Origin of the sequence: Bradyrhizobium sp. 521_C7_N1_3 (genome assembly GCF_052075975.1) — a bacterium.
GTDB lineage: Bacteria > Pseudomonadota > Alphaproteobacteria > Rhizobiales > Xanthobacteraceae > Bradyrhizobium > Bradyrhizobium japonicum.
The window spans coordinates 9,004,710-9,027,919 of the sequence record NZ_CP197232.1 but is presented as its reverse complement, the minus strand read 5'-3'; the positions used below and the strand labels follow the sequence as shown (position 1 = coordinate 9,027,919).

Below are 23,210 nucleotides of genomic sequence, written 5' to 3'. Positions count from 1 at the left end.
TCCACCGCCTTTATCGGCAAATCAGCCGTTTGAACGACGCGCCGATCTCGAAAGATCCCTACAAGAGGGCATTGTCTTAGCCTTTGCGGATTGCCATGACCGTCTTCCAGCTGAAACAGCTCGCATCCACCTCCGTCCACGCCGCAGCCGATGCGATCGGCTGGAACTACGACCGTGCCGAATTGATCGCGGACGGCATCATCCACGCGATCGGCGTGTTCTGCGGCATCGTTGCCGCCACGGTCCTGGTGGTGCTGACGGCGGTTTATGCCAACACCACCAACATCGTCGGGGTCTCGATCTATGTCGCCGGCCTACTCTCGATGCTGGTGCTGTCGGCGACCTATAACCTCTGGCCGGTCTCGCCGGCCAAATGGCTGCTGCGGCGGTTCGACCATTGCGCGATCTATCTGCTGATCGCGGCGACCTACACGCCGTTCATCCTCGAGGTAAGGGACAGCGTGTTCGCGCTGGTGCTGCTCGCCGGCGTCTGGTGCGTCGCGATCCTCGGTATCGTGCTGAAACTTCTCTATCCCGGCCGGTTCGACCGCGTCGCGGTCGGCATCTATCTCGCGATGGGCTGGAGCGGCGTGATGGTCTACGACGCCGTTGTCAGGGCGCTACCTGCGCTGGTGCTGGGCTTCATCCTTGCGGGCGGCCTGCTCTACAGTTTTGGCGTGATCTTCCATGCCTGGCGGCGGCTGCGCTTCCAGAATGCGATCTGGCACGGCTTTGTCTTGGCCGGCGCGGCGTGCCATTATACCGCGGTGCTCGACCTCGTGTTGAGCTGAGCAAGATCCGCGAAGCGGAATTAGCGAAGCGGTATAAGATAGCGAAGCGCTATCCGAAAAGAGAAGCGCTACAAGACAAAGAGGAGACGTCGCATGCAGGTGACCGGCAAGGTCGTGGTCGTCACGGGCGGCGCAAACGGCATCGGCAAGGCGCTGTGCGAGGCCTTCCACAAGGCGGGTGCCGCCAAGGTCGTCGTTGCGGACATGGACGCCGCCAATGCAAGAGCGGTCGCCGCCACGGTGGATGGCGCGGCCTTCAGATGCGACGTCGCGCAGGAAAAGGAGATCGCCCACGTCATCGAGGAGACCGAGCGGCAGTTCGGCCCGATCGAACTGTTCTGTTCCAATGCCGGCATCGGCGGCGGCTTCGACCCGATGTCGGTCAATGCCGGCGGCGCCTCCGACGAGCCGTGGCAGCGGAGCTGGGCGATCCATGTCATGGCCCATGTCTACGCGGCGCGACATCTCATCCCCCGCATGAAGGCGCGGGGCGGCGGCTATTTCCTCAACACCATCTCGGCCGCGGGCCTCTTGTCGCAGGTCGGCAGCCCCGCTTATTCGACGACGAAGCACGCCGCGGTCGGCTTTGCCGAAAACCTCGCGATCTCGCACAAGGCTCACAATATCAAGGTCTCGATCCTCTGCCCGCAGGGCGTCGACACCAACATGCTGCGCTCGATCCCGAAGGGCCCGCAATCCGGTGACGGCGACCTCACGCCTGAGCAGGTCGCGAAAGACGTGCTCGCCGGCCTCGAGCAGGAGACGTTCCTGATCCTGCCCCACCCCCAGGTGCTCGGCTACATGCGCAAGAAGACCGAGAACTACGACCGCTGGATCGGCGGCATGGCCAAGATCCAGGCCAAGATGCGGGAGGAGTTCGGGAAGTAGGGAGGGGCGGGCCACCCCCTCGGTGTCTTCCTGGCTTTCGCCAGGACGACGATGCGTAGCCCGGATGGAGCGAAGCGTAATCCGGGACCGCTCCAGCTTGTGGCAAGAACCCCGGATTACGCTTCGCTCCATCCGGGCTACGGCAGCCTCACGCCGCCGCCTCATCCTCCATCCGGCTCTGCCGCAGCGCCCGGGCATAGAGCATCATGCCCTCGCGCACGGTGCGCTGCTCGGCCTCCGTCAGCGCGGCCAGCGCGCCGCGCACCTGCTGGCGTCCGAACGCGTGCAGCGCCTCCAGTGTGCGCCGGCCCTTCGCCGTCAGCGACAACAGCTTGCTGCGTGCATCGGCTTCATCAGGCGTCTCGCGCAGCTCGCCGCAATCGACCAGCTTGCGCACCAGGCGGCTGACGCTGGATTTCTCCAGGCGCAGGAAATCGCCGAGCTCGCCTGAGTTCATCGGGCCGCGGATGCCGATCTCCAGGATCGTGTGCACCGCCGAGGGCGGGTAGTCCGAGGCCGCCACCGTCGCATCCATGAAGCCGAGCTCCCGCACCATCAACCGCGAGGCGGCGCGGATGTCGTCGATCAGCGAAAGCTCGGTCATGCTTGACTCACCGCATATAGTTGTATCATACAACTATATGCGCGCAACGTCGCGCGCAAGCGTTTTGGAGTGAGCCATGAGCGGAACTGTGCCGGCCGGGATGCGGATGAGGGGCAAGGTCTGCCTCGTCACGGGCGGCGGCACCGGCATCGGCCGCGCCACGGCGCTGCGGATGGCCTCCGAAGGCGCCGAGGCGATCGTCGTTGCGGGACGGCGGGAGGCCGAAATCGAGGCCTCCGCCGCAGCGTGCCGCGAACTCGGTACGAAGGCCATCCCGATCCAGACCGACATCACGCGAGAGGACGACGTCGCGCGCCTGGTTCGCACGGCAGTCGAGCGCTGCGGTCGGCTCGATGTTGCCTTCAACAATGCCGGATTCCAGGAGCGCCGCGCGCCGCTGGAAGAGCAGGGCACGGAGATCTACGACACGGTGTTCGACACCAATGTCCGCGCGCTGTTTCTGTGCCTGCGCCATCAATTGCCGGCGATGCTGGCGCAGGGCCGCGGCAGCATCGTCGTCAACGCCTCCGTCAGCGGCGTGCGCAATCCCAATCCCGGCTTCTCGCTCTACTCGGCCTCGAAAGCGGCTGCGATCTCGCTGACCCGCTCGGCGGCAATGGAGAATGCCCCGCGCGGCATCCGCATCAATGCCATTGCGCCTGGCCGCGTCGTCACCGACATGATGCTGCGCGCCGGTGTCGGCGATGTCGCGACCGTCAGTGCGGGCCTGCCGCTGCGGCGGATGGGGAGCCCGGAGGAAGTGGCTGAAGCCGTGGTGTGGCTGTCGTCCGACGCGTCGTCGTACGTGGTCGGGCATGTGCTGGCGGCGGACGGAGGATTCCTGGCGTCGTAGTGTCGCGGTGGCGCGGCAAATTCAGTGCCGTAGCCCGGATGGGGCGCAGCGCAATCCGGGAATCGTGCCCCAAGCGAGTCGGCCCCGGATTTCGCTGCGCCCCATCCGGGCTACGGCAGCCTCAATGCTTCTGCCCGTAAAGCACCGGCACCGCTGAATCCACGACGACCTCGACGAGGCTCGTCCCCTCGAACGCCATTCCGCGCTTGAGCGCCTCGCCCAGCTCCGTGGCCTTGCTCACCCGCACCGCATGGCAGCCCATGCCTTCGGCGAGCCTGACGAAATCGATCCCCGGCAATTCCAGCCCCGGCACGTTCCTCACCTGCATCACCTGGCTGAACGAGCGCATCGCGCCGTAGCCGGAATTGTTGATGACGACGATGGTCAGCGGCAGCTTTCGTTGCGCGGCGGTCCACAGCGCCTGGATTGAGTACATCGCTGAACCGTCGCCGATCAGGCACACGGTGCGGCTCTTCGGCTTGCCGAGCGCCATGCCGACCGCGGCGGGCAGGGAATAGCCGAGGCCGCCGCTCGCCATGGTGTAGAAACTGTCCTGGCCGCGCATCGGCATGAACTTCTGCATCGCCGGCCGGTGCGAGGGCACTTCCTCGACCAGCGACGCGCCATCCGGCATCGCCTGCGACAGCGAATGCAGCAAAAATTCGACCGGCAGCGGATCGGCGGCCTGTGGCGCCGGCGGCAGCGTGCGGCCCTTTGGCGTCGCGCGTTTGCTCTCGGGCAGGAGGTCGAGCAGCAGGCTCAGCGCCGGCTTCATGGTCGCGATGATGCTGGTGCCGACGGGCGTCACCGCTGCCGCGTCCGGATCATCGGTGATCTGGAAGATCGTCGCGCCGCCGTCGAAGATCGCGGCATGGCCCTCGACATGGAAGGTGAACACCGGCGCGCCGACGACGACCACGAGGTCGTGCTCGCGCAGCGCGTCGGACAGCTGCGCCGGCGAGGCATGCAGGAAGCCTGCGAATTGCGGATGACGCTCGGGGAAGGAGCAGCGCGCGGAGAACGGGCTGACCCAGACGCTGGCCTTCGCCTTCTCGGCCACGCGCACCATCAGGTCGACCGCGCCGGCGCGGTCGACGCCGGGGCCGACCACGAGGGCAGGGTGTTTTGCAGAGCGGAGCGCCGCGACCAGCGCCTTCATCGTGTCAGGTTCGGGCCCGATCTCGCGGCTGACCTTGCGCGCCTCGACCGGTGCGGTCGCATGCGCCCAGTCGTCGATCGGGATCGACACGAAGGTCGGCCCGCAGGGCGGCTGCATCGCGGTGTAATAGGCCCGCGCGATCGCGGCCGGCACGTCCTCGGGCCGCGCCGGCTCGACGCTGTACTTGACGTAGGGCCGCGGAAATTCCGAGGCTCGCTCGGCATAGAGGAACGCCTGCAAGGGCAGGATCGAGCGCGCCTGCTGGCCCGCGGTGATCACGAGCGGCGTCTGGTTGCGGTGCGCGGTGTAGATGTTGCCGAGCGCGTTGCCGACGCCGGCCGCCGAATGCAGATTGACGAAGCCGGCATTGCGCGTCGCCTGCGCGTAACCATCGGCCATGCCGACGGCGGAGGCTTCCTGCAACGCCAGCACGTAGTCGATGTCGTCGGGCCAGTCGCTCAGGAACGGCAGCTCGGTCGAGCCGGGGTTGCCGAACACCCTGTCGATGCCCAGCGAGCGCAGCAGATCGAGCGTCGCCTGCTTCACGGTGACGGACTTGCTGCCGCTCTTGCCGTTCTTGGCCATGGTTTCCGTCCCCGTTGTTTTATCAAAGCTAGCAGCCCCACCCCGTCATTGCGAGGAGCGAAGCGACGAAGCAATCCAGACTATCTCCGCAGAGGGATTCTGGATTGCTTCGCTTCGCTCGCCATGACGAGGAGACAGCGGTGGCTCACCACACCGCCGTGCCCTTCATCGTCGGCTGTCCCTCCGCATTCGCGGTCCACAGCTCCATGCCTGCCTCGGTCGCGTTGGCGTTGATGGAGAACTCAGTCCCCTCGAACAGCGGCTGCACGCCGCGGTAGGTGAATGTCTTCGGCGCCTTGCCGTCGTGCAGCTTCGCCGCCATCTCGACGATGAGCGCCGCCTGCAGCGGCCCGTGGAAGATCAAGCCCGGATAGCCCTCGACCTTGGTGACGTAGTCGCGGTCGTAATGGATGCGGTGGCCGTTGAAGGTCAGCGCGGAATAACGAAACAGCAGCACGGGATCGGACACATGCGTCTCGCGGTGCTGAGCCTTGGGCGGCGGGGGCGGGGCCTTTGCCGTGGCGGGCGCGCTGCTCGTCATCTCGCGATAGACGATGTCCTGCCGCTCGCGGATGGCAACGCCCCGCGGCGAGGAGATGCTGTGCTCGACCGAGACGAAGCACAGCGTGCCGGTCGAACCGGATTTCACCTGGACGTCGGCGATGCGCGAGGTCCGCGTCGATTCATCGCCGACGCGCAGCGGCTGCAGGAATTCGATCTCGCCGCCGGCCCACATCCGGCGCGGCAGCGGCACCGGCGGCAGAAAGCCGCCGCGGGTGGGGTGGCCGTCGGGGCCGAGCATCGACATCGGAAATACCGGCTGCGCCAGGCACCAATGCACCGTGAACGGCGCGGCATCGCCCGCTTTGGGCTCGCCGACCTCCTGGAACAGCGTCGCGCGCAGGCCCTTCACGAGCTGCGCGGTGACGATGTCGGTGGCCTCGGTGCTGCGGCCGATCCATTGCCGCAAGTGATCGATGTCGAGCTTTTCGGTCATGACGCCTCGCTCTTGTTATGACTTCTTGGCCGGCCGCTCGCCGATCGCGGGCACGGCGCCATAGCTGCGGGTCTCGCCGACGATGATCGGCGCCGGCGCGGGATAGCTGACGCGTCCCTGCGGCGTGTCGACCTCGATGCGGCGCAGATGCGGATGATTGGTGAGGTCGGCCATGGTGTTGACCTCGGCAAACGCGATGTCGGCGTCCGACAGCCGCTTCAACAGCTCGTCGCGCGTCATCTTGCCAAAAATTTCCGCGACCGTCGTGTCGGTGAAATCGCGGTTGCGCACGCGCTCGACCATGTTGGCGACGCGCGGATCGGCCGGCAAATCGGGCTGGTCGAGCACCTTGACGCACAGCGTCTTCCACTCGCGCTCGCTCTGGATCGAGATCAGGATGTCCTTGCCGTCCTTCGAGGTGAACACGCCGTAGGGCGCGATCGAGGGATGGCGCAGGCCCATGCGCTTGGGCGGATTGCCGGCTTCCGAGTTGAGCAGCGGCACGGTGCACCAGTCCGCCATCACGTCGAACATGGAGATGCGGATGTCACAGCCCTTGCCGGTGCGCCCGCGCGCGATCAACGCTTCCAGGATCGCCGCATGCGCGGTGGCGCCGGTCGCGACGTCGACGATCGACATGCCGACCCGCGAGGCGCCATCAGGGTTGCCGGTGATGGAGGCGAGCCCGCTCTCGGCCTGGATCAGCAGATCATAGGCCTTGCGGTGGGCGTAGGGGCCGTCGTCGCCATAGCCGGTGATCGTGCAGGAGATCAGCTTCGGATAGTCCTTCAGCAGCCGTTCGCGCGAAAAGCCGAGCTTGTCCATCGAGCCCGGCTTGAGGTTCTGGATCAGCACGTCGGCGCTCGCGATCAGCTTCTCGAGCTCGGCGCAGCCTTCTTTCGTTGCGAGATCGACCACGGCGGATTGCTTGCCGCGGTTGAGCCAGACGAAATAGCTGCTCTGGCCCTTGGCCGCAGCGTCATAGCCGCGGGCGAAATCGCCCTCGGGCCGTTCGATCTTGATCACTTCCGCGCCGGCGTCCGCCAGCCGTGACGAGCAGAACGGCGCCGCGACCGCCTGCTCGACCGCAATCACCCTGATCCCGTCCAATGCTCCCATGATGCGACCTCAGTACGAGCGGGGCATGCCGAGCACGTGCTCGGCGACGTAGGACAGCACGAGGTTGGTCGAGATCGGCGCCACCTGGTAGAGCCGCGTCTCGCGGAATTTGCGCTCGACGTCGTACTCCTCGGCGAAGCCGAAGCCGCCATGGGTCTGGATGCAGGCGTTCGCCGCCTCCCAGGACGCGTCGGCCGCCAGCATCTTGGCCATGTTGGCCTCCGCGCCGCAGTCGAGCCCGGCTTCGTATTTGCGCGTCGCTTCCTTCACCATCAGCTCGGCCGCGCGCATCGAGGCGTAAGCCTTGGCGATCGGGAACTGGATGCCTTGATTCTGGCCGATCGGTCGGCCGAACACCGCGCGCTCCTTGGCGTAGTTCGTGGCCTTGGCGATGAACCATTTGGCGTCGCCGACGCATTCGGCCGCGATCAGGATGCGCTCCGCGTTCATGCCGGAGAGGATGTAGCGGAACCCCTTGCCTTCCTCGCCGATCAGATTCTCCGCCGGCACCTTCATGTCGGTGAAGAACACTTCGGTGGTGGCGTGGTTCATCATGGTGCGGATCGGGCGGATCTCGAGGCCGTTGTTCTTGGCCTCGCGCATGTCGACGATGAACACCGAGAGCCCGTCGGTGCGCTTCTTGCTCTGCTCCTTCGGCGTGGTGCGCGCCAGTAGCACCATCAGGTCGGAATGCTCGGCCCGGCTGGTCCAGATCTTTTGGCCGTTGACGATGTAGCTGTCGTTGCCTTCCTTGCGCGCAAACGTCTTCAGCGAGGAGGTGTCGGTGCCGCTGGTCGGCTCGGTGACGCCGAACGCCTGAAGCCGCAATTCGCCGCTGGCGATCTTCGGCAGGTACTTCGCCTTCTGCTCGTCATTGCCGTGCCGCAGCACGGTGCCCATCGTGTACATCTGGGCATGGCAGCCGCCGCCGTTGCAGCCGGCACGCTGGATCTCTTCGAGGATCGCGGCCGCCGCGGAAAGCTTCAGGCCCGCGCCGCCATATTCCTCGGGGATCAGCACCGAGAGATAGCCGGCCTGCGTCAGCGCATCGACGAAGGCCTTGGGGTAGGCCATCTCGCGGTCGAGCTTGCGCCAGTATTCGCCGGGAAACTGCGCGCAGAGCTTTGCGACGGCCTCGCGGATGTCGGCGTGATCTTCGGTGTGGTGTTGTTCACTCATGGCGTTTTCCATCGATAGCGGCAGTCAAGATAACGCCGGCCAATCCCTGGCGTTGTGAAAACATCGCCAGCCCCCTATGCTCATTTGCTATAGCGTATGAAGTAGCCTTCCAGGATTGGCAAGCATGGATTTCCGGCAGCTCAGGACCTTCAGTTGCGTGGCGGAGCTCGGCAGCCTCTCCAAGGCGTCCGACACGTTGCGCGTGGCGCAGCCGGCGCTGAGCCGGCAGATCAAGCTCTTGGAACACGAGCTGCGCACCGAATTGTTCACCCGCAACGGACGCGGCATGGTGCTGACGGAAGCCGGCCGTCTCCTGCTGGCGCGCACCTCCGGCATCGTGCGGCAGATCGACCAGATCCGCGACGATATCCAGTCGACCAAGGGGCCGCCGTCCGGCCAGGTCGTGCTCGGCCTGGTTCCGACCGTGAGCTGCGTGCTGTCGGCGCGCTTTGCGCGGCGCTGCGTCGAAAAATTTCCCGGCATTTCGCTGCGCATCGTCGAGAGCTACAGCGGCCATCTCGTCGAATGGTTGCATCGCGGCGAGATGGACCTGGCCATTCTCTACGGCCGCTCTGCCGATCTGCATCTCAACGTGGAGAGCCTCGGCCGCGACAACATCGTCGCGGTAGGTCCGCGCGGCTGCGGCCTCGCGCGCAAGAAGAGCGTCGATGTCGGCTGGCTGCTGCGGCAGCGGCTGGTGCTGCCCAGTCATTCCCACGGTCTCCGCGCGCTGATCGAGCACGCGGCCGCCCAGCGCAAGATCAAGCTCAACGTCCAGCTCGAGGCGGATTCGTTCCGCGTGCTGACGAGCCTGGTCGAGGAAGGCCTCGGCTTCGCGCTGCTGCCGCCGTCGTCGGTCCATGCCGAGGTCGCGGACGGGCGGCTGGAAACGGCCATGGTGTCGAAGCCGATGTCGCGCGAGCTCATTTTCGCCTCTCCGATCGACCGCCCGGCCTCCACGGCGTCGCTCGCCATCACGACGCTATTGCGCGAGGAAGTCGCGGCCTGCCGCAAGGAAGGCCTGTGGGACATCAGGCTCGCGTGACGGCCGGCGCTGAATTCTCAGGTGGATTTAGGACACAAGCCCGCACCTTGCCCTTCGCATATTGAGCGAGCTGTCATGCCGGAATTTTATAGCCGGGGAGTGCCGCGCCTCACTCTCCGCTGTCATCGCCCGCCTTGTGCGCAATTGCGCACTGGGGCGGGCGATCCAGTATCCCAGAGGCCGCGGTAATAGAACCGAGAAGCCGCGGCGTACTGGATGCCCCGCCTGCGCGGGGCATGACAGCAGAGATTGGCGAGGCCGCTTGCCTTAAGGTAGTCCCTAGAACACGCCTACCCCGGAATCCTCACCGGCAGCGACTCATAGCCCTTGATGAAGCTCGAATAGATTCGCTTCGGCTCGCCGACCACCTCGATCCGGTCGAACCGCTTCAGCATCTCCTCCCAGACGATCCGCAGCTGCAACTCGGCGAGGCGCATGCCGACGCAGCGGTGGATGCCGAAGCCGAAGGAGAGGTGGGTCCTCGGGCGGGGGCGGTCGATGATGAAGTCGTTCGGCTTCTCGAACATCTCCTCGTCGCGGTTGCCGGAGACGTACCACATCACGACGCGGTCGCCCTTCTTGATGTGCTTGCCGCCGATCTCGGTATCGGCAAGCGCGGTGCGCCGCATATGCGCCAGCGGCGTCTGCCAGCGGATCACCTCGGGCACCATGGAGTCGATCAGCTCCGGATTGGCGCGCAGCTTGTCGAACTGGTCCGGGTTCTCGCTCAGCGCCAGCACCGAGCCGCTCATGGTGTTGCGCGTCGTGTCGTTGCCGCCGACGATGAGCAGGATGATGTTGCCCATGAGATTGTCGGGGTCCATGAAGCGCGTGGCGTCGTTATGCGCCATCAGCGACAGCAAATCGTTGCGCGGCGCGGAGTTGACGCGCTCGTTCCAGAGCTTGGACATGTAGGCGTAGCACTCGTCCATCTCGCGGCGGCGCTCTTCGGCGGAGGCGACGATGCCGCTCTTGGGCAGCGCGGTCGCGACATCGGACCAGCGCGTCAGCTTGCGGCGCTCGTCCCAGGGGAAGTCGAACAGGGTCGCCAGCATCTGCGTCGTCAGCTCGATCGAGACGCGCTCGACGAAATTGAAGGTCTCGTTGCGCGGCAGGTTGTCGAGCACGGTCTGCGAGCGTTGGCGGATCAGTTTCGCCAGCTCGTCCAGATGCGTCGGGGTGAACATCGGCGACACCGTCTTGCGCTGCGCCGAATGCTGCGGCTGGTCCATGGCGATGAAGCTCGGCCAGTCATAGCCCTGCGGCACGTCGCGGATCCCGATGCCGCCGAGCGTCGAGTCCGAGGAGAAGATGCCGTGACTGGTGTCGACATGCATGATGTCGTTGTACTTCACCACCGACCAGTACGGCTCGATCGGCGCATTGGTGCAGTAGTGCACCGGCTCTTCCTTGCGCAGCCGCTCGAACCACGGCCACAGGGTGTCGTCCTGGAACAGCCGGGGCGCGCCGGGGTGAAACTGCGCCAGCGGGGTCGCATAGGCCTCCTCGCGCGCCCTGCGCATGCGCTCGGCCTTGTCGGTTTTGACCGGAGTTTGGATGTTCATGGTCGTGGCTCCAGTTGGTGCTTGCTTTGCCTCTCCCCGCGCCTGTCCGCCGAAGCGTTGGCGGATGCGGGAAGAGGCGGCTTTCTCACGCGTCACGCAGAAATCTTCACCGGCAAGGTTTCAAGTCCCTTTACGAAACTCGAATAGACCCGTTTGGGTTCGCCGACCACGTCGATATGGTCGAAGCGCTTGAGGATCTCTTCCCAGATAATCTTGAGCTGAAGTTCGGCAAGCCGCAAGCCGACGCAGCGGTGAATGCCGAAGCCGAAGGACAGATGCGTGCGCGGGCGGGCGCGGTCAATGATGAAATCGTAGGGCTTTTCGATCGCTTCCTCGTCGCGGTTGCCCGAGACGTACCACATCACGACCTTGTCACCTTGCTTGATCTGCTTGCCGCGGAACTCGAAGTCGGAAAGCGCGGTGCGGCGCATATGCGCCAGCGGCGTCTGCCAGCGGATCACTTCCGGCACGAAACTGTCGAGCAGGCCGGGGTTCTTGCGCAGCTTGCGATACTGCTCCGGATGCTGGCTCAGCGCGTAGATCGATCCCGACATCGTGTTGCGGGTGGTGTCGTTGCCGCCGACGATCAAAAGGATGAGATTGCCGAGGAAGTTTTTGGCATCCATGTCGCGCGTCGCGGCGCCATGCGCCATCATCGACAGCAGGTCGCTCTTCGGCGGCTGCTCGATGCGCTCCTTCCACAGCCGCGCGAAATAGCCCGCGCATTCCGTCAGCTCGGCCTGCCGTTCGTCTTCGGTGGCGACGAGGCCGTCCGGCCCGGGAATGGTGGTGGCGATGTCGGACCAGCGCGTCAGCTTGCGGCGGTCCTCCCAGGGAAAGTCGAACAGCACCGCGAGCATCTGCGTGGTGAGCTCGATCGAGACACGATCGACCCAGTCGAACACCTCACCGCGCGGCAGATTGTCCAGGCACTCGGCCGAACGCTCGCGGATGCTAAGCGCGAGATTGTCCAGATGCGTCGGGGTGAACATCGGCGCCACGGTCTTGCGCTGCGCCGCATGGCGCGGCGGATCCATCGAGATGAAACTCTCGCGGCGCAGGTCCGGGTCGATGTCGCGGATGGTGATGCCGCCGAGCGCGGAGGCCGAGGAGAACACCGAATGGTTGGTCTCGATCTCCATGATGTCGCTGTAGCGCGTCACCGACCAGTACGGCCCGAACATCGAGTCCTTGCAATAGTGCACGGGATCCTCGCGGCGCAGGCGATCGAAATAGGGCCAGAACGTATCGGTCCTGAACAACTCGGGATCGCCCGGATCGAACTGCTCCAGCGGCAGTGACGTGGCGCGCGCGCGTAGCTCGTCGAGCTTCGCCGCGCTCTCGATGGTCCCATGCATGACCGCTCTCCCTGACATGAACCGCGCGTTCTCGTTGAATTCTGCGCTGCGGTATTTGATTTGCAATTACAGCCGGTTGTCTGCGTCGGAGCAAGGGAGAGTTTTGCCACATCCAACCTTTGCGAGAGGTGGCTAGATGCGTAGCCCGGATGAAGCGGAGCGAAATCCGGGATTCGGGCCGCCATTGGCGCTGTCCCGGATTACGCTCAGCTCCCTCCATCCAGGCTACGGATCAGCAACCGTCACGCAGATGTGTCAACGTGATCTCCCGCACCCCCGCGCCTGCGGAATCATGCGAGAAATCGAGGTAAATCGAACCCAGCCATCTTGGGGATCGACCAATCCCTGATCTATAGGTTGACCGTACCAGGTCCGCACCCCGAGGTTGCCGCCGTGAACGACATGCAATGGGCCCCCATCGGCTCCGAACCCCTGCCGCCGCCGCTGCCGCCGACGCGGGTCGATTTCACCGGCAACCGCTCCGAGTTCCGCAAAATGGTCACCAAGGGTGCCCTGCTTGAGCTCGTCACCTTCGGCTTCTACCGGTTCTGGCTGGTCACCGACATCCGCCGGCATTTGTGGACGAACACCGCGGTCGACGGCGATGCCGCCGAATACACCGGCCGGGCCAAGGAGCTGCTGGTCGGCTTCCTGTTCGCGCTCGCGATCCTGGTGCCGATCTATCTCGCTTATTTTCTCATCGGCATCGAGTTCGAGCGCTGGCAGGGCTTTGCCTCGACGCCGCTGTTCATCAGCTTCTACGCCTTTGGCCAGTTCGCGATTTTTCGCGCGCGGCGCTATCGCCTGACGCGCACGGTCTGGCGCGGGGTCCGGTTCTGGATGGACGGCTCGGGCTGGGCCTATTCGTTCCGCGCCATGGCGTGGGGCCTGCTGGTGTTCCTCACTCTCGGCCTGGCGTTGCCCTGGCGCGAGGCGTCGCTCGAACGCTACAAGATGCGGCACACCCATTACGGCGATCTCTCCGGCGACTTCGAAGGCGACGGCTGGACCTTCTTCAAGCGCGGCTGGTGGCTGTGGGTCTTGAGCCCGATCGCGCTCGTGATCTTCCCGCTCGCCCCGTTCTTCTATGCCGAGTTCAAGGCGCGTGAATGGCGCTGGTGGCTCGACGGCATCCGCATCGGCGGTGTCAGCCTGTCCTCGGAGTTGCCGCACAACGCGTTCTACGGCCTGTACTGGAAAGTCATCGGCTGGTGGATGCTGCTTTCGACCATTTTCGCCGCCTATATGGGCGGTGGCGCGTTGCTCGTCGTCCAGCTGAGCGGCGTTCCGGCTGATCAGGTGTTCGGCCCCGGAAATGCCGGCAAGAGCATCCCGATGCTGGTCATGATGGTCATCGGCTATTTCGCCGTGGCGCTAGCGATCAACATCGTCATGCGGGTCTATCTCCAGCGCGATCTCTGGGCCAAGGTGCTGGAAACCGTCGAGGTGCACAACATCGGGGCCGCGGCGGATGTACGCGGCAGCGGTGAGCTTGCCAGCGCGCTCGGCGAGGGCTTTGCCGATGGGCTCGATGTCGCGGGATTCTGATCTGTGAGTGATTTGTCCACCGTGGTTCCGGCGCAATCTGCCAAGCCGACGATCTTCTTCGACGGCGTGTCGAGCCGCAGGCGTGAGGTGTCGCTGGCGCTCGGTGACGCGCTCGAAATCGTCGAGAAGGGCGGAGCGCTGGTTCGCTGGACCTATGCCGACATTCGCCGCGCGGACAGTCCGGCCGGGATATTGCGCTTGGCCTCGACATCCGCGCCGCCGCTGGCGCGGCTTGAAATTCGCGACGCCGCGCTCGCCGCCGACGTGACCGCCCGCTGCATGCGTCTCGACGAGCACCAGACGTCGCGTCGCGGTGTCGCAAAGATCGTTGGCTGGTCGGTGGCCGCGGCCGTCTCCATCGTTTGCGTCGTGCTGTTCGGTGTGCCGCTCGCTGCCGACCGGCTCGCGCCGCTGGTGCCCAAGCCGATCGAACGGCGCATCGGCGACGCCTCCGAAGTCCAGGTGAAAACCATCTTCGGCCGCAAAGTGTGCGAAGACCCCGCGGGCAAGGCCGCGTTCACAAAACTGGTCAATCGTCTGCGCGATGCTGCCGGCCTCGACGACGATTCCATGACGGCCGGCGTGCTGCCGACCTCGGTGCCGAATGCATTCGCGCTGCCCGGCGGCAAGGTGTACGTGCTGAGGGGCCTGGTCGACAAGGCCGAAAACCCCGACGAGCTCGCCGGCATCCTTGCCCATGAGCTCGGTCATCTCAAGCATTACGACAACATGCGCGGGCTGATCTACAACGGCGGCACCTCGTTCCTGATCGGCCTGCTGTTCGGCGACGTCACCGGCTCGAGCGCCGTGATCTTCGCCTCGCGCAGCGTGGTCGAAGCCTCCTATTCGCGCGAGGCCGAGACCGCCGCGGACACGTTCGCGATCGAGATCATGCACAAGCTCGGCCGCTCGCCGAAGCCCGCGGCCGAATTGATGTTCCGCATCACCGGCAAGGAAGGCGGCTCCGGCCTCACCACGATCCTGGCGAGCCACCCGCTCACCGAAGACCGCCTCGCGCGCATGACGAAGGAAGATCGTCCCGCCAGCGGCCCGCCGCTGCTGACGGACAAGGAATGGCAGTCGCTCAAGCTGATTTGCGGCAGCGGGAAGGTCTAACCTTTTCGCCTACCGCGTCCCGTAAGCGCGGTCGCCGGCATCGCCGAGGCCCGGCAGGATAAAGCCGTTCTCGTCGAGACCTTCATCCACCGCAGCCGTCCAGATCGGAACGTCGGGATGCAGTCCGCGCAGCCGTTCGAGCCCCTCAGGGGCCGCGATCAGGCAGGCGAGGCGGATGTCCCTGGCGCCGCGCTCCTTCAGCCGGTCGATTGCGGCGACGGCCGTGTTGGCGGTCGCGACCACCGGGGTCACCACGATCGCCAGGCGCTCGCTGAGATCGGACGGCGATTTGAAGAAATATTCGACCGCGGCAAAACTGAGCGGCTCGCGGTAGAGGCCGATATGGGCGACGCGCGCGGTCGGCACCAGATCCATCATGCCGTCGACGAAGGTCGTGCCGGCGCGCAGCATCGGCACGAACACCAGCTTCTTGCCGGCGATCTTGGCCGAATGCATCGTCGCCAGCGGCGTCTCGATGACGGTATCGGCGAGCGGCAGATCCCGCGTGATCTCGTAGCACAGCAGCATGCCGATCTCCTTGATCAGCTCGCGGAAGGACTTGGTCGAGATGGACTTGTCCCGCACCAGCGTCAGCTTGTGCTGCACCAGCGGATGATCGACGATCGTGACGCCTTCCATGAAACGCTCCTAACGAAATACACCTGGTGAAATGCGACCGGCTGATGCTTCTTCCCTTCTCCCCTTGTGGGAGAAGGTGGCGCGAAGCGCCGGATGAGGGGTCTCTCTCCACAAACTCCAATGAGAGATGCTCTTGCGGAGACAACCCCTCACCCGGCTTCGCTTTCGCGAAGCCACCCTCTCCCACAAGAGGAGAGGGTTAGAAAACAGTACCGTCGCTGATCACCTTGAGCGGCGGCGAACCATCGGGCCGGCGCGCGAAAGCGATGGCGCGGCCGGCAGCCCAGCTGCCACCTTCGAGGATGCTCGCGAGGGGCAAGGTTTCGGGCGTGCGGCCGAGCCTGGCGCGGACGTTGCCCGCAAGCCGGTCGAGCAGCGCAACGGTGAGCGCACGCCACTCCACGACGAGCAGGGAATCCACCGCATGCGCGCGCTCGGCATCGGCGGGATCGCGCAGGCGCAGCACCTCGTGATCGACGAACAGGCCGCCATTGCGGTATTCGGCGAGCCCGGTGAGGCCGTCGATGTCGGTGACGTCAAAGCCGGCGCGCTGCAGCGGTTCGATCAGCGAATAACTCAGCCATTGCGACAGCTTGTGCAGGGGCACGAGGCCTGCCGTTGCGTCGTCCGCCTCGATCGCCGGATGACGCCAGCAATCACCGAGCGGAATCCCGGCAAGCTCCAGCCGCGACGGCCAGATCGGTCCAAGCTGGTTCAGCACCGCGGCCAGGATGGCGGGCGCGGCGACCGCGCCACCCACAGCCTGCGCCGCGATGTGATCGAACAAGCCGCCTGGCCGCGGCGTATCGTTCAGGCCGAAAATGTCCGCACGCTCGGCAACCAGCTTGCCCAGACGCCGCAGCAGATCAGTGCGTCCGTCGAGACCGAGCAGCGGATTGGCATCGCTCACCTGAAAGGCGGAGGTGAGGGAGGCCAGGGGTAGTTTCGCCAGCACGTCAGCATCGGCCCTGAACGGCGCGCGCGCACCGCCGGAGAACAGGCCTCCTGCAAACATGTCGAGGCTTGCGATGGCAAGTCCCTCCGATCGGCCGATACTTTCGCCGGTCACGGCGTCGCGATAGCGCCACGTGGCTCCCGCACCTGCATCGAGCAGCACGCTGACGATGGCGAGGTCGAACTCGGCGCGCGCACGTGCCGCGCGATCCGGCCACGATGCCGCGTCGGCAAGGCCCGCCCAGCGATCGACGCCGCCGAGCACGAAATGCCGCCAGCGCGCATGGAAGGGGATGTCGAGCGTCGGATAGGCCTTGCGCGTGACCGCGATCACGGCATCCGCCACAGCATCCATGCGGTCGAGGTCGATTGTGAAGTGTCGGAGCCCGCCGGCGAGACCGATCTCGAGCATTTTTGTGGCACGCGCGCGAACCGCTCCTGCGCTGAGCAGGGAGCGGGCCTGTTGTTCCAAAGCCTCCGCCATCGCGCGATCAGTACTTTTCCAGCGAACGCCCGACCACGCCGTTGACGTCCTTCTCCGGCGCGATGTCGGTCGAGTAATAGCCGGCGGCCTTTTTCGCGGCGATCTCGACATAGGCGTCGGCCGGGATCAGCTCCGGCGGGATCGGCACGCGCTCCACGATGTCGATGCCCTGCGAGGTCAGCGCGTCATGCTTCATGTCGCTCATCGACAGGAAGCGGTCGATGCGCTTCAGGCCGAGCCAGTGGATCGTATCCGGCATCAATTGCTGGAAGCGCGCGTCCTGGACGCCGGCGACGCATTCGGTGCGCTCGAAATAGGCGGCCGCCGCGTCGCCGTCCTCCTGGCGCTTGCGCGCATTGTAGACCAGGAATTTGGTGACCTCGCCGAGCGCGCGGCCTTCCTTGCGGTTGTAGATGACGAGCCCGAGCCCGCCCTCCTGCGCGCCGCGCGCGGATTCCTCGATGCCGTGGATGAGATAGGGCCGGCAGGTGCAGATGTCAGAGCCGAACACGTCGGAGCCGTTGCACTCGTCATGCACGCGGCAGGTGATCTTGGTGCGGTGGTCCGGCAGTTTTGTCACATCGCCGAACATGTAGACGGTGGTGCCGCCGATCGGCGGCAGGAATACCTTCATGTCCGGCCGGGTGACCAACTCGGGGAACATGCCCGCGGTCTGCTCGAACAGCGTGCGCCGCAGCTCGGTCTCGCCGGTGCCGAAGCGCGTCGCAAGGCCTGGCAGGTACCAGACCGGATCAATCGCGATCTTCACCACCGACACGCTGCCATTGGCGTGCACGACCTCGCCGTCGGCGCGCAGCCGTTTTGCGGCCAGCGCCTCGCGGATCTCAGGCAGGTCGAGCCGCGCACGCGTCACCGCGATGCTCGGGCGGATGTCGACGCCCTCGGCGATGTCCTTGCCGAAATTCTCCGCGACGAGATGCCCCCAGGGATCGAGCGCGACGATCTTGTCGGGATCGCGCCATTGCTCAAACGGCCCGATGGTCGCGGCCGGAAAGGTGTTGGTGAGGTCGGGCCGGCGGATCGGATCGAGCGCGCCGGCGGACACCGCGAGCGCCCGGTACATGGCGTAGGAACCGCCATGGCTGCCGATCACGTTGCGATCCCCAGCGCGCGATACCGTTCCGATGATCGGCCCCCGGGCGCGCGCGTCGGCTGCGCCCCAGTGAATCGGAAACGCGGCCTTTTTGCCCGGCTCCGGATGGGAGGTCAGGCGGATGTGATCGGTACGGTTCGCGCGGCTCATGTCCAGGCTCCCAAAAAGCCGACGGCCCGCCGCTCGGACGGGCCTGGCTCACTTGCGTTACCGGTGCCGAACACCGGCGACGCGAGCTCAATCCAACATATTGTAGCGGCTGGCGACGACAGACAAGTTAATGGTGCCGCGCCGGGCAGGCGACCCTGGCCAAATTCCCGTCACCGACGGGCAGGTCCGGCTCGCCTGCATGCCGCACTTTCGCTCTGGCCGAACCTTGCCGTCCGACCCGTGTGACGCCTCTAAGCAATTGAAGTAGTTTTATTTTTCATGATTTCAAGAGGGTGTTACGGTGGTCGTGCGCTGAGACTGGACAAAATGTATATAATCAGACAAAACGTATAAATCGCCTCGCCCCGGAGTCCGCCATGCCCGCCGCCAGCTACATCGACCCCCGTAATGGAACGCTCTACGCGCTGGAGCAGCCGCGCTGGTGCTCGGACGAGCGCACGCCGCTGCTGGTGACGCCGGGGGCAGGGATCTCGCGCGAGGACATCGACAGCCGAACGCGATCACTGTGGCGCTACCGGGCGGCGCTGCCGGTTGAGATCAAGAATCCGATCACGCTCGGCGAAGGCTGCACGCCGCTGGTTCAACAGGCCTGGGGTGACCTGCGCCCGTTCTTCAAGCTCGAATGGTTCAACCCGACCGGCAGCTTCAAGGATCGCGGCTCGGCGGTGATGCTGTCGTTCCTGCGGCAGATCGGCGTCGACGCGATCCTGGAGGACTCCTCCGGCAATGGTGGCTCGTCGATGGCCGGATTGGGTGCCGCCGGCGGCATGCGCGTGAAGATCCTGGCGCCCGCCTCGACATCGCCGGCCAAGATCGCGCAGGTCCGCGCCTATGGCGCGACGGTGCAGCTCGTCGAGGGCCCGCGCGAGGAGTCGGAAGCCGAGGCCATTCGCCAGTCGAGCCAGACCTTTTACGCCAGCCACAACTGGCAGCCGTTCTTTCTCGAAGGCACCAAATCGCTCGCCTATGAAATCTGGGAAGACTTTGGTTTTCGCGCGCCCGACAACGTCATCGTCCCCGTCGGCGCCGGCAGCAGCCTGCTCGGCTGCGCCTTCGGCTTCCGCGAGTTGCTCAAGGCCGGCCAGATCGCCAAGCTGCCGCGGCTGTTCGCGGCGCAGCCGCAAAACTGCTCGCCGATCGATGCAAGCTTCAAGGCCGGCGTCGATACGCCGGTCGCGCGCGAGGTGAGCAAGACCATCGCCGAGGGCACCGCGATCAAGAATCCGCTGCGGCTGCGTGAGATCATCGGCGCCCTGCGCGAGAGCGGCGGCGGCACCGTTGCGCTCACCGAGGACGAGATCGTCGCAGCCTTGCGTCGTCTTGCGCGGCAGGGCCTGTTCGCGGAGCCAACCAGCGCCAGCGCGGCCGCTGCGCTGGAAAAGCTCTCGGCTGCTGGAGCGATCAAGGCGAACGAGACCACGGTCGCGGTCCTCACCGGTACGGGGCTGAAGGCTGCAACCACTGTCGCCGATCTCGTGCAGTAGGGGGCGCGCGATGGGCCGGTCCAAATTCACTGCGTCGTCGAGCAAGGCGACTGCCGAGCAAAAATTGCTGTTCGATCAGTTGCGGCAGATCGCGCAAGGTCTGGGCGAGACCTTTGCGCCGTTCTGCGAAGTCGTGCTGCACGATCTCACCGACCCCAAACAGGCGATCGTCGCCATTCACAACAATCTGTCGGGACGCAAGGTCGGCCAGGGCGCGACCGAGCTTGGCCTCGCCCGCATCGCCGACCCCGACTACGCGCAGGTGATTTCGAACTACGCCAACAGCTTTGCCGACGGAAGGCAGGCCAAGAGCACCTCCATCGGTATCAAGGGGGCGGACGGCTCTTACGTTGCCGCACTCTGCCTCAACGTCGACCTGACGCTGTTCCAGGGCTTGCAGAGCGCCATCGGCCAGTTTGTCAGCGTCGATGCGAACAACAGCCCGCGCGAGCAGCTCATCCCCGTGGGCGCGGACGCCATCCGCGCCCATATCGACCAGTTCGCCGCGCGCCGCGCCACCACGCCCCGCGCGCTCAACACCGAAGATCGCCGCGCACTGCTGCACGAATTGCGGGATGCCGGCTGCATGCAGGTACGTCGATCCTCGGACATCATCGCGGCCCATCTCGGGGTGTCACGTGCCACGGTGTATGCCGATGCCCGCTAATCTGTTGGACCTCGAAACGCCTTGTCTGCTGCTCGACGAGCAGCGGCTCCGCGCCAATGTCGCGCGGATGAAGGCGCACCTCGCGCCTCTTGGCGTGGCCTTCCGCCCGCATCTGAAGACCGCAAAATCGCTCGACGTCGCCCGCATCGTGATGACCTCGGCCACTGGGCCGGCAACGGTCTCGACGCTGCGCGAGGCTGAATATTTCGCGGCCGGCGGCGTGCGCGACATGATCTACGCCGTCGGCATCGCACCTGCGAAGCTCGCGCGCGTCTCTGCCATCCGCGCCACCGGCGCCGATCTCGCCGTGATCCTCGATAGCATCGAACAAGCTGACGCCGTCGCCGCACATGCCGCGAGCACCGGCGACGCGGTTCCGGCGCTGGTCGAGGTTGACGCGGACGGCCATCGCTCCGGCGTCGCTCCGACCGACGCGGCTACGCTGGTCGCCATCGGCAGGCGCCTGGTCGCAGGTGGTGCGACCTTGCGCGGCGTACTGCTGCACGCTGGCGACAGCTACGCACTGAACGATCCCGCAGCCATCGCGGATGCGGCAGAAGCGGAACGCATCGCCGCCGTGACTGCGGCGAACGCCTTGCGCAGCGCAGGTCTGCCCTGTCCCGTCGTCAGCGTCGGCGCGACACCGACCGCGCGTTATGTGCGCGACCTGACAGGCATTACCGAGGTGCGCGCGGGCGTCTTCATGTTCGGCGACCTCTATCAGGCCGGCGTCAGCTCGGTGGCAATGGACGATCTCGTGCTCTCCGTGCTTGCCACCGTCATCGGCCACCAGAAGGCAAAAGGCTGGATCATCGCTGACGCCGGCTGGATGGCGCTGTCGCGCGACCGCAGCACGGCGAAACAGGCGCTCGACCAGGGTTATGGCGTGGTCTGCGATCTCGCCGGAAAGCCGTACCCGGACCTCATCGTCACCGATGCGAACCAGGAGCACGGCATCATCGCGCTTCGAAAAGGCTCGAACGCCGCGCTGCCCGACCTGCCCATTGGCTCCCGCATCCGCATCCTCATCAACCACGCCTGCGCGACCGGCGCGCAATATGATCGCTATCAGGTGCTGGATGGTGAAGGCGGAGTCAGCGCGGTGTGGCCGCGGATCAATGGGTGGTAAGAAGAGCGTGGCGGGGCCTTGCTTACCCTCCCCCTCCAGGGGAGGGTAAGCAGCACCTCACTCCTTCAGATCATTCACGCGCTTCACCCAGGCGCGCACATCGGCGAGCACCTGGGGCAGCACCGCCCTGACTTCCTGCACGGTCATGCCGGCCTTGATGCGGGGATCGTAGAGCAGGTTGAGGATGTACTGATCGTAGACGTCGAAATAGCCCATCGACACATTGTCGTTGAACATGGTCCACGGCACGCTCGCGGTGTCGTTGATCGGGCCGAGCGATTGCAGCAGTTCCTCATAGGCGCAGTCGAGGAAGGTGAAATCGCCGTTGTCGACGGTGAGGATCACGTCGGAATGCTCGATCTCGAAATTGTCGTTCTTGCGGAAGCCGGACAGGCATTGCGGATCGAGTGAGGTGCGGATCTCGCGCGCTTTCTCCGCGCCGTAGAAGCTGGAAATCGTCCGAAACAGGTCGCGGTCGCGAACCAGCTTCACCCGCACGTTCGCGGCTTCGCTGGTGTCGATCATGGCGATGTCGAGATGCTGCACGCGCCTGCCGATGTCGGCCACGACCTTGGCGAGCTGCGTCTTGCGGTCGGCGCGCTCGCTCTCGGCGTAGACGCGCACCGGCCCGTCGAATTTCCGGATGCGGTCGACGCGGCCGGCGAGGTGGTACTCGGCGCCGAACGCCGTCTTCAGAAAGCCTTCGACGATCTCGCCGTCGGTAAAGCTCTTCTTCTCGGCGCGCTGGCGCGAGGCGATCGCGGGCAGTTCGCCCGCGACGGCGATGGTAGCGGTGTCAGGGACGAACGCGAAGGTGGCGAGTGCCAGCAGGGCGATGCGAAAGCCGGACGAAGACGGGGCCAATGCGCTCATTGCTACCCGACGCTGCCGTATTCGGAAGCGACGCACAAGACCGCATATTCACGCGCCCTGCGGGTTCCCGCAGTTCGCCGACGGCTAGTTGTTGAGCACGACCACCTTGGTGCCGACCGAGACGCGGCTGTAGAGATCGCTGACGTCCTCGTTGGTCATGCGGAAGCAGCCCGAGGACACGGCCTGGCCGATCGTCTCCGGCTCGTTGGAGCCGTGGATGCGGTAGAGCGTCGAGCCCAGATACATCGCGCGCGCGCCGAGCGGATTCTCGATGCCGCCCTTCATGTGGCGCGGCAGGTCGGGCCGGCGGGCCAGCATCTGCGACGGCGGCGTCCAATCCGGCCATTCCTTCTTGGCGGTGATCCTGTGCACCCCGCCCCAGCGGAAGCCGTCGCGGCCGACGCCGATGCCGTAGCGCAGCGCCTGGCCGTTCTGGAGTACCAGATAGAGGCGGCGCTCGCTGGTGTTGACCACGACCGTGCCGGGTGCGTAATTGCCGTTATAGTAGACCGTGGTACGGGGGATCGGGCTCGAGCCGCCGCGGAAGAAGCTCGGACCGAAGCCCATGATGTCACGCGAGTCGAACCCCTCGGCGAATGCGCCGCCGGCGGCGGTCGACAGCAATGCGATGGCGGCAATCGGTGCGGCAAAAAACCGGATCATTGTTTCCCCCAGCAAAAAATCGATTCAACGAGATCCAAAGGCCATATTTGTGGGCTTTTCGCAAGCCACGGCCCCGTGAGCGAGGTCCTTTACGAATGAGCCATGTTTAATGATTGGCGTTACCAAATCGGCAACCCCGCCGGTTTTGCCGGGAAGCGTTAGAGCGTTCTAAGCGAAGTGGATACCGGTTCGCATCAGGAAAACGCGTCAAAACAAGAATCTAAT

The 23,210-nt window shown here is 65.3% G+C and carries 21 protein-coding genes; 9 read left to right on the top strand and 12 right to left on the bottom strand.

Translation table 11 applies throughout. The annotated features are described in order from the left end of the window. Positions 1-95: 95 nt before the first annotated feature. Together trhA and AB7008_RS42710 are read left to right on the top strand one after the other, a co-directional pair. Complete coding sequence (gene trhA / locus AB7008_RS42715) at positions 96-791, top strand: PAQR family membrane homeostasis protein TrhA (protein ID WP_028159508.1); 696 nt, start codon at positions 96-98, stop codon at positions 789-791. 93 nt (positions 792-884) lie between these two features. Then, on the top strand, positions 885-1,679 hold the full coding sequence (locus AB7008_RS42710) for an SDR family oxidoreductase (protein ID WP_041953907.1): 795 nt from the start codon (positions 885-887) through the stop codon (positions 1,677-1,679). Between the two features lie 148 nt (positions 1,680-1,827). On the opposite strand, the gene AB7008_RS42705 is transcribed toward AB7008_RS42710, so the two are convergent. Beyond that, on the bottom strand, positions 1,828-2,283 hold the full coding sequence (locus AB7008_RS42705; RefSeq protein ID WP_052435508.1) for a MarR family winged helix-turn-helix transcriptional regulator: 456 nt from the start codon (positions 2,281-2,283) through the stop codon (positions 1,828-1,830). A gap of 76 nt (positions 2,284-2,359) precedes the next feature. Here AB7008_RS42705 and AB7008_RS42700 point away from each other — a divergent pair, with 76 nt between their 5' ends. Beyond that, positions 2,360-3,136, top strand: a complete 777-nt coding sequence (locus AB7008_RS42700) for an SDR family NAD(P)-dependent oxidoreductase (protein ID WP_304491440.1) — start codon at positions 2,360-2,362, stop codon at positions 3,134-3,136. A 121-nt stretch (positions 3,137-3,257) separates the two neighbouring features. Here the strand turns inward: AB7008_RS42700 and mdlC are convergent, their stop codons facing one another. The 4 genes from mdlC to AB7008_RS42680 form a co-directional block, all read right to left on the bottom strand. Continuing rightward, positions 3,258-4,880, bottom strand: a complete 1,623-nt coding sequence (gene mdlC / locus AB7008_RS42695) for a benzoylformate decarboxylase (protein WP_441260792.1) — start codon at positions 4,878-4,880, stop codon at positions 3,258-3,260. Between the two features lie 145 nt (positions 4,881-5,025). Beyond that, the gene (locus tag AB7008_RS42690; RefSeq protein ID WP_441260791.1) at positions 5,026-5,877 is read right to left on the bottom strand and encodes an FAS1-like dehydratase domain-containing protein; all 852 of its coding nucleotides are present in this window, start codon (positions 5,875-5,877) and stop codon (positions 5,026-5,028) included. A gap of 15 nt (positions 5,878-5,892) precedes the next feature. Then, complete coding sequence (locus AB7008_RS42685; protein WP_441260790.1) at positions 5,893-6,996, bottom strand: CaiB/BaiF CoA transferase family protein; 1,104 nt, start codon at positions 6,994-6,996, stop codon at positions 5,893-5,895. A gap of 9 nt (positions 6,997-7,005) precedes the next feature. After that, a complete protein-coding gene (locus AB7008_RS42680) occupies positions 7,006-8,175 on the bottom strand; it encodes an acyl-CoA dehydrogenase family protein (RefSeq protein ID WP_014492293.1) in 1,170 nt (389 codons plus the stop codon). A 124-nt stretch (positions 8,176-8,299) separates the two neighbouring features. Between AB7008_RS42680 and AB7008_RS42675 the strand changes: the two genes are divergently transcribed. Continuing rightward, complete coding sequence (locus tag AB7008_RS42675; protein WP_028159515.1) at positions 8,300-9,220, top strand: LysR substrate-binding domain-containing protein; 921 nt, start codon at positions 8,300-8,302, stop codon at positions 9,218-9,220. Positions 9,221-9,510: 290 nt separating this feature from the next. Here the strand turns inward: AB7008_RS42675 and AB7008_RS42670 are convergent, their stop codons facing one another. Continuing rightward, positions 9,511-10,785, bottom strand: a complete 1,275-nt coding sequence (locus tag AB7008_RS42670) for a cytochrome P450 (protein ID WP_038954759.1) — start codon at positions 10,783-10,785, stop codon at positions 9,511-9,513. A gap of 92 nt (positions 10,786-10,877) precedes the next feature. After that, a complete protein-coding gene (locus AB7008_RS42665; RefSeq protein ID WP_441260789.1) occupies positions 10,878-12,143 on the bottom strand; it encodes a cytochrome P450 in 1,266 nt (421 codons plus the stop codon). 393 nt (positions 12,144-12,536) lie between these two features. Here AB7008_RS42665 and AB7008_RS42660 point away from each other — a divergent pair, with 393 nt between their 5' ends. Together AB7008_RS42660 and AB7008_RS42655 are read left to right on the top strand one after the other, a co-directional pair. Beyond that, complete coding sequence (locus AB7008_RS42660; RefSeq protein WP_441260788.1) at positions 12,537-13,691, top strand: YjgN family protein; 1,155 nt, start codon at positions 12,537-12,539, stop codon at positions 13,689-13,691. 3 nt (positions 13,692-13,694) lie between these two features. Beyond that, positions 13,695-14,807: a M48 family metallopeptidase gene (locus tag AB7008_RS42655; RefSeq protein ID WP_441260787.1), complete on the top strand. Its 1,113-nt coding sequence runs from the start codon at positions 13,695-13,697 to the stop codon at positions 14,805-14,807. A 9-nt stretch (positions 14,808-14,816) separates the two neighbouring features. Here the strand turns inward: AB7008_RS42655 and upp are convergent, their stop codons facing one another. The 3 genes from upp to AB7008_RS42640 all read right to left on the bottom strand — a co-directional run bounded on the left by upp (position 14,817) and on the right by AB7008_RS42640 (position 18,148). Continuing rightward, positions 14,817-15,446, bottom strand: coding sequence for a uracil phosphoribosyltransferase (upp, locus tag AB7008_RS42650; protein WP_028151256.1), 630 nt, complete (start codon positions 15,444-15,446; stop codon positions 14,817-14,819). A gap of 199 nt (positions 15,447-15,645) precedes the next feature. Beyond that, complete coding sequence (locus tag AB7008_RS42645) at positions 15,646-16,884, bottom strand: URC4/urg3 family protein (protein WP_441260786.1); 1,239 nt, start codon at positions 16,882-16,884, stop codon at positions 15,646-15,648. Between the two features lie 7 nt (positions 16,885-16,891). Then, complete coding sequence (locus tag AB7008_RS42640) at positions 16,892-18,148, bottom strand: GTP cyclohydrolase II (protein WP_014492301.1); 1,257 nt, start codon at positions 18,146-18,148, stop codon at positions 16,892-16,894. A 377-nt stretch (positions 18,149-18,525) separates the two neighbouring features. Between AB7008_RS42640 and AB7008_RS42635 the strand changes: the two genes are divergently transcribed. From AB7008_RS42635 to AB7008_RS42625, 3 genes are read left to right on the top strand one after another with little or no spacing between them, the layout of a single operon-like run. Then, a complete protein-coding gene (locus AB7008_RS42635) occupies positions 18,526-19,653 on the top strand; it encodes a threonine synthase (RefSeq protein ID WP_028159521.1) in 1,128 nt (375 codons plus the stop codon). 10 nt (positions 19,654-19,663) lie between these two features. After that, positions 19,664-20,320 carry a helix-turn-helix transcriptional regulator gene (locus tag AB7008_RS42630; RefSeq protein WP_304491432.1) on the top strand — a complete coding sequence of 219 codons (657 nt, stop codon included), beginning with the start codon at positions 19,664-19,666 and terminating at the stop codon, positions 20,318-20,320. Beyond that, positions 20,310-21,449, top strand: coding sequence for an alanine racemase (locus tag AB7008_RS42625; RefSeq protein ID WP_304491431.1), 1,140 nt, complete (start codon positions 20,310-20,312; stop codon positions 21,447-21,449). The genes AB7008_RS42630 and AB7008_RS42625 overlap by 11 nt, the downstream gene beginning before the upstream one ends. Before the next feature lie 57 nt (positions 21,450-21,506). Here the strand turns inward: AB7008_RS42625 and AB7008_RS42620 are convergent, their stop codons facing one another. Further along, entirely contained in the window at positions 21,507-22,322 is an 816-nt protein-coding gene (locus AB7008_RS42620; RefSeq protein ID WP_028159524.1) for a DUF2927 domain-containing protein, read from the bottom strand. Between the two features lie 84 nt (positions 22,323-22,406). Beyond that, a complete protein-coding gene (locus AB7008_RS42615; protein WP_014492306.1) occupies positions 22,407-22,985 on the bottom strand; it encodes a L,D-transpeptidase in 579 nt (192 codons plus the stop codon). Positions 22,986-23,210 lie beyond the last annotated feature (225 nt).

Excerpts from the sequence above, each read along its gene's own strand:
- AB7008_RS42670 (WP_038954759.1), bottom strand. The coding sequence starts at position 10,785 with ATGAACATCCAAACTCCGGTCAAAACCGACAAGGCCGAGCGCATGCGC.
- AB7008_RS42710 (WP_041953907.1), top strand. The coding sequence starts at position 885 with ATGCAGGTGACCGGCAAGGTCGTGGTCGTCACGGGCGGCGCAAACGGC.
- AB7008_RS42640 (WP_014492301.1), bottom strand. The coding sequence starts at position 18,148 with ATGAGCCGCGCGAACCGTACCGATCACATCCGCCTGACCTCCCATCCG.
- AB7008_RS42625 (WP_304491431.1), top strand. The coding sequence starts at position 20,310 with ATGCCCGCTAATCTGTTGGACCTCGAAACGCCTTGTCTGCTGCTCGAC.
- upp (WP_028151256.1), bottom strand. The coding sequence starts at position 15,446 with ATGGAAGGCGTCACGATCGTCGATCATCCGCTGGTGCAGCACAAGCTG.
- AB7008_RS42705 (WP_052435508.1), bottom strand. The coding sequence starts at position 2,283 with ATGACCGAGCTTTCGCTGATCGACGACATCCGCGCCGCCTCGCGGTTG.
- AB7008_RS42685 (WP_441260790.1), bottom strand. The coding sequence starts at position 6,996 with ATGGGAGCATTGGACGGGATCAGGGTGATTGCGGTCGAGCAGGCGGTC.
- AB7008_RS42690 (WP_441260791.1), bottom strand. The coding sequence starts at position 5,877 with ATGACCGAAAAGCTCGACATCGATCACTTGCGGCAATGGATCGGCCGC.
- AB7008_RS42615 (WP_014492306.1), bottom strand. The coding sequence starts at position 22,985 with ATGATCCGGTTTTTTGCCGCACCGATTGCCGCCATCGCATTGCTGTCG.
- AB7008_RS42645 (WP_441260786.1), bottom strand. The coding sequence starts at position 16,884 with ATGGCGGAGGCTTTGGAACAACAGGCCCGCTCCCTGCTCAGCGCAGGA.
- AB7008_RS42620 (WP_028159524.1), bottom strand. The coding sequence starts at position 22,322 with ATGAGCGCATTGGCCCCGTCTTCGTCCGGCTTTCGCATCGCCCTGCTG.
- mdlC (WP_441260792.1), bottom strand. The coding sequence starts at position 4,880 with ATGGCCAAGAACGGCAAGAGCGGCAGCAAGTCCGTCACCGTGAAGCAG.
- AB7008_RS42700 (WP_304491440.1), top strand. The coding sequence starts at position 2,360 with ATGAGCGGAACTGTGCCGGCCGGGATGCGGATGAGGGGCAAGGTCTGC.
- trhA (WP_028159508.1), top strand. The coding sequence starts at position 96 with ATGACCGTCTTCCAGCTGAAACAGCTCGCATCCACCTCCGTCCACGCC.
- AB7008_RS42680 (WP_014492293.1), bottom strand. The coding sequence starts at position 8,175 with ATGAGTGAACAACACCACACCGAAGATCACGCCGACATCCGCGAGGCC.
- AB7008_RS42675 (WP_028159515.1), top strand. The coding sequence starts at position 8,300 with ATGGATTTCCGGCAGCTCAGGACCTTCAGTTGCGTGGCGGAGCTCGGC.
- AB7008_RS42630 (WP_304491432.1), top strand. The coding sequence starts at position 19,664 with ATGGGCCGGTCCAAATTCACTGCGTCGTCGAGCAAGGCGACTGCCGAG.
- AB7008_RS42635 (WP_028159521.1), top strand. The coding sequence starts at position 18,526 with ATGCCCGCCGCCAGCTACATCGACCCCCGTAATGGAACGCTCTACGCG.
- AB7008_RS42665 (WP_441260789.1), bottom strand. The coding sequence starts at position 12,143 with ATGCATGGGACCATCGAGAGCGCGGCGAAGCTCGACGAGCTACGCGCG.